We start from the raw sequence: 8,623 nt of genomic DNA, 5'->3' as shown, positions 1-8,623 counted from the left end.
AGGCATAAGCGCATGACAACAACACCGGAACAGAAGCTGCTATCTCTCGGGCTGGTATTACCGCCAGCCCCCATGCCTTTGGCGCAATACCGACCGGCAAGGCTTGTCGGAAACACCCTTTACCTTTCGGGGCAAATCCCTCGCAATCAGGACGGCTCGTTTGTTCTCGGTCGTCTGGGTAAAGATACGTCGGTTGACGAAGGATACGCGGCCGCACGCAATGTGGGCCTGCAACTCCTTTCCGTTGCAAAGTCCATGCTCGGCGATCTTTCCCGCATCGATGCCGTTGCCAAAGTGACGGGCATGGTCAACGCCGAACCCGATTTTCTGGATCATGCCAAGGTCGTGAACGGCTGCTCGGATCTGCTGATCGACGTGCTTGGCGACACCGGGTATCATGCTCGCTCCGCCGTCGGGATGGGTTCTCTTCCGTTTGGTGTGGTCGTAGAAATCGAAGCGATCATTGCCGTAAAAGTCTAGAAAACCCATATCGACAAAGGTAGAATTTCCTACGCTTCACGGACAAGAGGCCCCCAAGGAGGTCGACGTGGCGTTGGTGCGGGGATCAGCAAATGTGCGGAAGTCGCTCTTTGATAGGCCGCCTATTTAGCTGCTCACGTCGAGGCTTGGCGTTGAGCGGATTTCGGGCGTCCGCAGGCAGGCATTCGGTTCAGGATGGAGACGCCAATCGCAACTTCAGTCTGCTGCGCACGGATTGAACGAGCACGTAGCCGCTTACCGATGACGCCCTTGTATCGACCCCTCGCGGTTTCAACCAAAGCTCGTTTGCCATAGCCGGTGGATACCTGACATGCCATTTACGCCGACCATCTGCCTGCATGGATGCTATGTGGTCGTCTCGCTGGCAGCATCGTTTGTGTTTCGGCATGCAAAAAAATTGGATGCCGATTACCCCGCTAAAGGGGTCAACTTTGCATGCCGATTGACACGCAGATGGAGGCGGCCGATGGGAAATGCGCCAGTCCCTGGCGCAGATACCGGCATATAAAGCTGGCTCGGTTTGTCTGAAGTTTGGCTCGATTGCGAATCCAGGCGATGGCAGCAAGTTGCGGCGAGGATTGCGTATAGGAAAGCAGGAGCGCATCGGTCGTAACTCCCGATGCGCTCACGTCCAGTCCTCATTCCTGCCGAGCATGTTCTCGATGCGGTATCGTTGCTTATTTGGGACTATGTCGAAGTCGGCTGGGGTGCTTGGTTCGGGCGTTCTTAAGTGAGAACCAAACCGAAAATCCATGCCGTGGCTTCTTACGGTCAACCACCTGCTGCCAAGCCCTCCCCTCGTCTTCAACAATTGTCCTGCGGCATGTCATCCTGCCCGTCCCCAACATTGGCATTCCTCACAATATGAAGTGAAAGCCGATCAGCGGCACCCCTCAGATGTGCCTCCGCAGCACTCCTCGCCTCCTGTGGAGAGCCATTTGCGATTGCTTTGAAGATTGCGACATGCTCGTCCTGAACCTGGGAGAGCAAAGCGTTGCGAAGTGAACTTGCTCGCGCTCTGCGTATAAATCTGCGCACATGGGTTTCAAGAAAATCGGACATCTCACGGAAGTGGGGATTGCCGCTGGCATCGACGATTTCTCTGTGAAAGGCCATGTCTTCCTCGATACCAGCTTCATTCCTATCAAACGCGCGTTGTATAGAATGCAACTGCTTCTCGATTGCCGAAAGCTGTTGTGGAGAGCGGCGCTCTGCGGCCAAAGCTGTAGCAGCCGATTCCACGGCCATTAGAAGTTCGATCACGTTTTGGATGTCGAGTGCATCGCTGAGATCGACGCTTGCAAGCCGGAATGCCATTTCTTTCGTCTCGACTACGAATGCACCAAGCCCTTGGCGCGTTGTAATGAGACCGTCGCGCTTCAAGGTTCCGATTGCTTCCCTGACGATTGGTCGGCTCACCCCGTACTTCTGTGAAAGATCCCGTTCTGTTGGAAGCTTGTCGCCCCGCGAATAGGCCCCAGACGTAATCTCACCTCGGATTTTCGCTGCCACTGAATCTGCAAGCGACGGCCCCCTCGCGACCTTGTCATCATGAATCATACGTTCCTCCGAAGATGCTGCCGCCGTACCGCCCGATCAGCGAAGTCAGTTACCATGGGCTCACGAAGGTCAATGCGATATTTTTTGCAATCATAGCAGATTTCACTTGTCAGGCAACCAGTTTACATGGTTGATTGTCCACTGGAGGAGTTGTCGTCGGAAGCGATTGACGTGAGCTCATGTCAACGCGCGCAAGCACCGATACCAACGACGCTGGCGGCTCTTGGAGGGTCGATTCCGGACGCAATTCACTTGAAGGATGGGAGGAAGTTATGAGTTTTCTGGACGACACCAAACGATTGCGCATGCTGGCGCAGGAGGCCACCGAATTTACAGAATTCAGTCGCAGAACCCTACTGAAGGGGCTCGGGGGCGCATTGGGAGGCGCTGCGCTGTTGAGCAGTTCGATGCTTGCGAGCGCTGAAGAAATCACGCCCCCTGCGCCCGGAAAGAAGGTCCGCATCGGCGTTCCCTTGACGTATGGGCCGTTCAATCAGCCGTGGCGGCGCGGCTGCTGGCAGATCGTCAAGGCCATCCTTGATGCCGGTGGCGAGGTTGTCACCGTGCGTGGGGAGCCGACAAAGGCAAGTGAGCAATCCGCCGAACGAGCACTTCTCGATCGCGGCATCGATGCCCTCGTGATGGGCATCTATTCCCAGGAATCGGAGACCGCCTATATCGCCGATGAAGCGCACAAGCGCGGCATTAAGACGGTCGGCTTCACCACTCCGGTCAAGAACTCCCCCGCCGTCATGGATGACGTCTGGGGAACGGCGACGACCCTTGGATACTTCGTTCAGAACTATACCGGTCGTCAGGGCACCTTCGCCCAGACGGCCGAACAGCGCGGCTATTTCTCGCCATTCGACATGGAAGTCGACATGTTCGAACTCATGGCACGGTACGAGCCGCGCATGAAGGTGCTGCCGTTTATTGATGGTGGGCAGGGTACGACCGACGAAATTTCAGTCGGTCGCAAGAATATGCTGTCGCTTCTGCAGGCGCATCCCGAACCGGGTTCGCTTGCCGGCTTCATCTCCTGGTGGTGGCCGTTCACGCTCGGTGCCGGTCAGGCGCTCAAGCAGATGGGCAGAGACGACGTTCCCTTGTTCAACCATTACCTGTCGACCCAGTTTCTTGAAGCCTGGGCCGCAAAGCAGGTGCCGGTTGTCTTCAGTTGCGATTCGCCGTTCCCTGAAATCGGACGCAGGACCGGCGAACTGGCAGTAAAGCTTGCGCGCGGCGAGGACGTGCCAAATATTGTCTATCGCATTCCGGTCATCACTAAAACGCCGGACCAGGCGGCAGAGGCTCTCGCCGAACTCAAGGGTTGGGACGAGCAGGCGATAGCGCTGCTCAAGCAATTTGGTGGCTAGGGCAGGCTCGGCATGCGGCGGCTATACCTCGCCGTCGCATGCCTTACTTTCGAATATAGTCTTTAAGTTCAGGGTCAGGAACGATGTGATGCTCGTAGCGGATGCATGCGGCATCGCGCGGCTCGTATTCCTTTTCCCTTGAGAGCGACTGGAATTAAAAATTGACGCACGCAGAACAAGAAAATCTCACCGCCGCGACCAGGAACAAGGCTGCCGCCGTTCCGCCAGCACGAAAAGAATCCGTGGCGCTGCGGATCTTGAGGCAATGGGGAACGATTATCGTTCTCATTCTCGCGGCCATCGGCTTTTCCTTGGCGTCGCCCTATTTTGCGACAGCCTCAAATCTGAACAATATCCTTTTCTCGATGATTGTCAGCGCACTCGTATCGATGGGTTTGACCTGGGTGGTCGTTGCCGGAAGCTTTGACCTGTCGATCGGCCTGACCGTCACGACCTCATCGATCCTGGTTGCCTTTCTGATCCCGATCGTCGGTCCTGCGCCGGCGATTGCGCTCGCTCTTGTGGCTGCCTGCCTGATCGGCGCCGTGAACGGCATCCTTGTCACGTATGGCCGGTTGTCGGGTATTGTCGTCACTCTTGGCGTGATGTTCGTTCTCGATGGGATCAACGTTTTCATCACCGGAGGTTATCAGATCCCAGTCGGCTACGACGAATCCGGCTTCCTCTATCTTGGCCAAGGGAAGCTCGGAATCGTAGGCGTTCCCGTCCTTGTTCTACTCGCTGTCTTTGCGCTTGCCTATATTGCTGCGACCCGGACGCGCATTGGCCACTACATCGCCGCTGTTGGCGACAATCCGATGGCTGCGTTCTACTCCGGTATCAATGTCTACCGCTGGGTGATTTTGGCCTTCGTGCTGTCAGCGCTGATGGCCGGGATCGCGGGGGTGATCGTCACAGCTATCTCGTCCTCGGCCCAACCGGTCGGTGGAGAAGGCTACCTGCTCGAGGCTTTCGCCGCCGTGTTCCTTGGCGCGACTGTGCTTGGCAAAGGCAAGCCACATCTGCTCGGTACGCTTGTTGGTGTATTCTTCCTTTATATGGTGGATTCCGGCATGAACATGGTCGGTTTCCCCTTTGCCGCCCGCCATATCTTCCAGGGTCTCGTCCTCATCGTTGCGGTTGGCGCCAATGCGCTTCTCAACCGTGAAGAAGTTCACTTGAAGTTCGTTTGAGGCCATGATGATGAATGCAACACCACTCGTCGAGCTCAGGAACATCGAGAAAGAGTTCGCCGGAACCAAGGCGCTTAAAGGCGTAAGCCTTGCATTTCTCAGCGGCGAAGTTCACGGCCTGCTCGGTGAAAACGGCGCCGGCAAGTCGACGCTCATTAAGATCCTTACCGGTGTCTACACGCCAAGCGCCGGCCAAATTCTACTTGAAGGCGCACCGGTCAGGATTTCCAGCCCGCCCGATGCCCATCGCCTGGGTCTCGGGGCGGTCTATCAGGACGCTGAACTGGTTTCCAGCTTTACGATCGGACAGAACATCCTGCTTGGCAACGAGCCGGGGAAACTCGCCATAAGCGACCGGAAAATCCACGACGAAGCCGCACAGATCCTGTCGCAGATGGGAATCGATCTCGATGTCCGGCGGCTTGCCGGCGGGCTTTCTGCCGCAGAGATGCAACTTGTCACCCTGGCGACCCTGTTTCACCGGCGCTACAAACTCATCGTGCTCGACGAGCCGACGGCCCGGCTTTCCGCATCGGAATCCGAAGCCCTCTTTCGGATCATCGAAGAATTCAAGGCGCAGGGGATCGCCATCGTCTATATTTCTCACCGCCTGAAAGAGGTCCAGGAAATCTGCGATCGGGCAACGATCCTGCGGGGGGGCCTCGTATCCGGAACGCTCAGCCGCGGAGAGGTAACGGAGGACCGCGTCACGGCACTTATGGTGGACCGCAGCCGTGCTGAACTGGCCACCTACAACGACGGCAGCGGCGTGCGGCCGGAAGTCCTGCTGGAGGTCGACAATCTCCAAACGGCTCATTTGGCTCCGCTCAGCTTCAACGTCAACGCAGGAGAGGTTCTGGGCTTCACGGGTCCGGTTGGCGGAGGCATGGAAGAGGTTGCCAGGTCGATCGGTGGCATTGTCCGTCATTCCGGAACCGCGAAAATGCGAGGCCGGACGATCAATCTCGGCAACCCGATGGCGGCGCGCCGCTCAGGCGTCGCCCTCATTCCGGAGGACCGACGCAAGCAGGCGCTCTTTCCCGCGCTTTCAGCTGCAGAGAACATATGCCTGCCGGTGCTGCAGTCGCTCCAGCGGCTTCTGGTGATCCGACCCCGAACTATGACGCGCTATGCCGATAATGTCATGGGGCAACTGGCCGTTCGCCCGCGTGTGTCCTCCACTCCGGTTCGCTTCTTCTCAGGCGGCAATCAGCAGAAACTCGTCATTGGCAAATGGATGAGCGCAAAGGCTTCCGTCTACATCTTTGTCGAACCGACCAATGGGGTGGATGTCGGCGCGATCAAGGAAATCTATGACATCATCCTGCAACTGGCCCGCGACGGCGCCGCGGTACTGCTGATCTCGTCGTCTCTGCAGGAGACGCTGGCACTCGCCGACAGAATCATGGTCATCCACGATGGTCACTGCGTGATGGAGGCCCCGAAAAAAAGCTGGACCTATGACGACTTGCTCGCGGCCACCTTGAGTGGCAAGTCGCGAGATCTGCGCGCAGCGAAGATATCACCTAAAACGAAGGAGGAAGCCAAATGAGCACCGATATCAGGCTCTATATGTTTCAAACTGGACAGATCAGACAGAAGGAAGTCGATATCAAGCTTGGCTACGGCCAAACCGACTTTTTCACGCCAATTCCCTGGTACCTGATCGTTCATCCCAAGGGAAACATCGTCATCGACGGCGGTACGGCAGTCGAGGCGGCGCATGACCCGGAGGGGTGGTGGGGAGACACGACGAAGAAATACTATCCGATCATGAACCCGGAAGAGGGGTGCGTGACGCAACTTGCCAAGATCGGCATGAAACCGGACGACATCAAGTTCGTTCTGCACTCGCACCTGCACCTCGATCATTCCGGCGCCTGCGGCAATTTTCCGAAGGCGCGCCATCTTGTGCAGCGTCGCGAGATCGAATGGGCCTTCGCCCCTGATTGGTTCATGAAGGGTGGCTATATTCAGAAAGATTTGACCAAGGACGGCATAACCTGGGACGTGATGGAGAACGAAGATCAGTATGACGTCTTTGGTGATGGGAGTGTACAAACATTCCTGTCGCCCGGTCATACACCTGGGCACCAGTCCATCATGGTGCGGTTGCCCAATAGCGGTTCAATCCTTCTTGCCATTGATGCGGCCTATACGATGGATCACTGGAACGAAAAATGCCTGCCAGGCGCACTGACCTCTGCTCAGGAAGCTGCCGCTTCAGTGAGGCGCCTCCGACGTATTGCCGAGAAGGAAAATGCCATTGTCGTGCCGGGTCACGATATGGAAACCTGGAATACCTTCAAGAAGGCTCCGGTGGAATATTACGACTGAGCCCGACGATCGTGCGGACGGCATGAATTTTTGGTCCGCACGATGATCCCGAACCAACCCTCACATCAAACGCGATCGCGACCCGCCTCAGAGCACCGCAGGCGTGGCAGTATGCGCTTGCCTGAAAGTAATAGCGATGCACAAGGCTGCACTGGACCGTATTCAGCAACGTTGGAACGAGGCGTCCGAGACCTGGAATATAAAGTCACTGTCTCAGATCTACACGCATGATGCGCTGTTTTTCGGTCTCCTGCCTAAGCTTTACATCGGTCGCTCCGAAATAGAAGACTACTTCGCAACCTACCAGATCACGCTCAAACGGGTGACGCTGGCCTTGGTTGACCAGAACCTGCGACCATTGAGCGGGGACGCTTTCGCCGCCCAGGGTTTCGGCGACATCGTCAATTACTATCGTGATGGCTCAGTTATCAAGAACCGTGTTCGTTCATCCTTTGTCATCGTGAATAGCGCCGGCGAATGGCAAATCTCTTTGCACCACTTCTCCGAGCTTAGCACTGGCAAAGCTCATTCGGGGGAGATGAATAAGTGGGAAACGGGCGAATGACACAGTAAGTTGATGGGTTTCTTTGAAGGACATTAAGGCGGGTTTCCCCTCGTCCGTGACCAGTCGCTTGATCATATGCCACTGGGATAAGTCACCAAGTTGGGTGTGCATTGTAGAGAAGACGGGTAGCCGTCGTCATATGGGAAAATGCCCCGGCAGGGTTTCGATGGTGATCCAACGCAACTCGGTAAATTCTGCAATACCAGCCTGGCCACCAAAACGACCGTAGCCGGAACCCTTGACGCCGCCGAACGGCATCTGCGCCTCGTCATGGACGGTCGGTCCATTGATATGGCAGATGCCTGACTTGATGCGGCGCGCGACACGCAAGCCTCGAGCGGCATCGCCGGTAAAGACCGAAGCGGAGAGACCGTATTCGCTGTCATTGGCCAGTTCGATGGCATGGTCTTCATCGCGGGCGCGCATCACCGCGACGACAGGGCCGAAGCTCTCCTCACCATAGAGGCGCATGTCCTTCGTCACGCCATCGACGACGGTGGCAGACATTAAAACGCCCTCCGCAGACCCGCCGGTCGCAAGCTTGGCGCCCTTGGAAACGGCATCGCTGACCAGTGCCTGCACTTTCTCCACGGTTTCCCTACCGATGACGGCACCAAGTGGCGATTTCCCCTCGGCCGGATTCCCGGCAATGAGCTTTGCTGCCTTGGCCCGGAACTTTTCCACGAAGGAATCGGCAATGGCCTCAACGACGATGATCCGTTCGGTCGACATGCAGATCTGGCCCTGGTTGAAAAACGCGCCGAAGGCCGCAGCCGCGACCGCCTCGTCCAGATTGGCATCGTCCAGCACCAGGAACGGCGCCTTGCCGCCCAGCTCCAGCAGAACCGGCTTCAGATGTTCGGCGGCGCGCCGCGCGATGACCTTGCCGACACCGGTCGATCCCGTGAAATTGATCCGCCGCACCGCAGAGTGATCGATAAGGGCATTGACCACCTCGGCCGCGTCTTCGGGAGCGTTGGTGACGACATTGACCACGTGTCAACGGCGGAGTAAAAACCGGCCAGGCGGCGGCGCAAAAGTCGGCCACCTTGGCGCGCGCATGAGACCCGCGGGAGGGCGTAGCCCGAGCG

At 57.2% G+C, this 8,623-nt stretch carries 7 protein-coding genes and 2 pseudogenes; 6 read left to right on the top strand and 3 right to left on the bottom strand.

Annotated elements, in window-relative coordinates; all coding sequences use genetic code 11:
• The first annotated feature begins 12 nt into the window (after positions 1-12).
• A complete protein-coding gene (locus ABID16_RS23475; RefSeq protein ID WP_354558811.1) occupies positions 13-480 on the top strand; it encodes a RidA family protein in 468 nt (155 codons plus the stop codon).
• A gap of 134 nt (positions 481-614) precedes the next feature.
• On the opposite strand, the pseudogene ABID16_RS23470 reads toward ABID16_RS23475, so the two are convergent.
• Positions 615-871 (bottom strand): annotated as a pseudogene (locus ABID16_RS23470) (IS5/IS1182 family transposase); the annotation flags it as partial.
• 434 nt (positions 872-1,305) lie between these two features.
• Positions 1,306-2,061: a FadR/GntR family transcriptional regulator gene (locus tag ABID16_RS23465; RefSeq protein ID WP_354558810.1), complete on the bottom strand. Its 756-nt coding sequence runs from the start codon at positions 2,059-2,061 to the stop codon at positions 1,306-1,308.
• A gap of 272 nt (positions 2,062-2,333) precedes the next feature.
• Here ABID16_RS23465 and ABID16_RS23460 point away from each other — a divergent pair, with 272 nt between their 5' ends.
• From ABID16_RS23460 to ABID16_RS23440, 5 genes are all read left to right on the top strand, one after another.
• Positions 2,334-3,437, top strand: coding sequence for a sugar ABC transporter substrate-binding protein (locus ABID16_RS23460; RefSeq protein ID WP_354558808.1), 1,104 nt, complete (start codon positions 2,334-2,336; stop codon positions 3,435-3,437).
• A 242-nt stretch (positions 3,438-3,679) separates the two neighbouring features.
• Entirely contained in the window at positions 3,680-4,630 is a 951-nt protein-coding gene (locus ABID16_RS23455; protein WP_354558806.1) for an ABC transporter permease, read from the top strand.
• 7 nt (positions 4,631-4,637) lie between these two features.
• Positions 4,638-6,182 carry a sugar ABC transporter ATP-binding protein gene (locus ABID16_RS23450; protein WP_354558804.1) on the top strand — a complete coding sequence of 515 codons (1,545 nt, stop codon included), beginning with the start codon at positions 4,638-4,640 and terminating at the stop codon, positions 6,180-6,182.
• Positions 6,179-6,967: an AttM family quorum-quenching N-acyl homoserine lactonase gene (gene attM, locus ABID16_RS23445; RefSeq protein ID WP_354558802.1), complete on the top strand. Its 789-nt coding sequence runs from the start codon at positions 6,179-6,181 to the stop codon at positions 6,965-6,967. Before ABID16_RS23450 ends, attM begins: the two co-directional genes overlap by 4 nt.
• 136 nt (positions 6,968-7,103) lie before the next feature.
• Entirely contained in the window at positions 7,104-7,532 is a 429-nt protein-coding gene (locus tag ABID16_RS23440) for a YybH family protein (protein ID WP_354558800.1), read from the top strand.
• A gap of 135 nt (positions 7,533-7,667) precedes the next feature.
• Here the strand turns inward: ABID16_RS23440 and ABID16_RS23435 are convergent.
• Positions 7,668-8,528, bottom strand: a pseudogene (locus ABID16_RS23435) (aldehyde dehydrogenase family protein); the annotation flags it as partial.
• Positions 8,529-8,623: the final 95 nt, after the last annotated feature.

Source organism: Limnomicrobium aquaticum (genome assembly GCF_040545545.1).
Classification (GTDB): Bacteria; Pseudomonadota; Alphaproteobacteria; order Rhizobiales; family Rhizobiaceae; genus Ensifer_A; species Ensifer_A aquaticum.
Note: the sequence above shows the minus strand (reverse complement) of the source record. Positions and strands in the feature narration are given on the sequence as shown.